This window comes from Mycoplasma sp. HS2188 (genome assembly GCF_025209835.1).
Lineage (GTDB): Bacteria > Bacillota_I > Bacilli_A > Mycoplasmatales > Metamycoplasmataceae > Mycoplasmopsis.
Window position 1 is genome coordinate 1 of sequence record NZ_JAOAOI010000046.1, and the last position, 812, is coordinate 812.

The 812-nt window shown below is 28.7% G+C and carries 2 protein-coding genes; both read left to right on the forward strand.

The window, feature by feature from the left end; translation table 4 throughout:
- On the forward strand, nucleotides 1–458 hold a 458-nt coding region (locus N1F73_RS03720), incomplete at its 5' end, for an Mbov_0398 family ICE element protein (RefSeq protein ID WP_260360161.1).
- Between the two features lie 3 nt (nucleotides 459–461).
- The coding region (locus N1F73_RS03985; protein WP_396888698.1) for a hypothetical protein at nucleotides 462–812 on the forward strand (351 nt) is incomplete at its 3' end.

Here is an 812-nt window from a genome sequence, read left to right on the forward strand (position 1 = left end):
CTTTATCGAATGCTTTATCTGATATTGTAGTTTCGTTTTTAGATGAAAAAGATAAAAGAAAAGTAATGTCATCGTTGAAGGTTGATTTATTTTATGCGTTTAGAAAAGCATTTTATGCGTCTTTATCGCCTTATACTGCAAATATTATTAATCAAATTTTAAAAGTTAGAGTTGAGAATAATATTATTAATAAAAAACTGGATTTATTACTAAATGCATTGGCTGGCGGCGATGTTTCGAAAGAGATAATTGATAATCCTGGTTCGGAATTGTTAGTTGAGCCGAAATATTTTGAGCAAATTCGTCAGATTTTAAATATTGAAAATGATGAAAAAGGCTTAAAAACAAATGAGAAAGTGGCAAAAGTTAAAAAACGTGAAGAAATATATGAAAATTATGAGTTTAATAATGATACAGATCCCGAGATTTTGGCAGAGTATTTTGATTTAGGTAAATAATTTATGAGAAATAAACTAAAAAAGATTTTAAATTTTGGGCTGGTAAGTGCTCCATTTGCTGTGCCATTATGTTTTGTTTCTACTAGTTTTAAAACTGATGCTAATAGTACTACCACTTATTACTCTTTGCCTAGAGAATGGGGTAGGAATGTAAGGAGTCAGCAATTGAGTAAATCATTTTCGGTGGATTCTAACAAAGCATTTATGAAAACACCTGAGTGAAGAAGTTTTTATGAAAGTGAATGAAGAATAAGTGCTGATGATATATTTTTAAACGAAAATTTAACTTGACAATTTAGATCGGATGGTCAAAGAGTATCTGATCAAGAGTTTAATAAATATTTAAAAGATTTA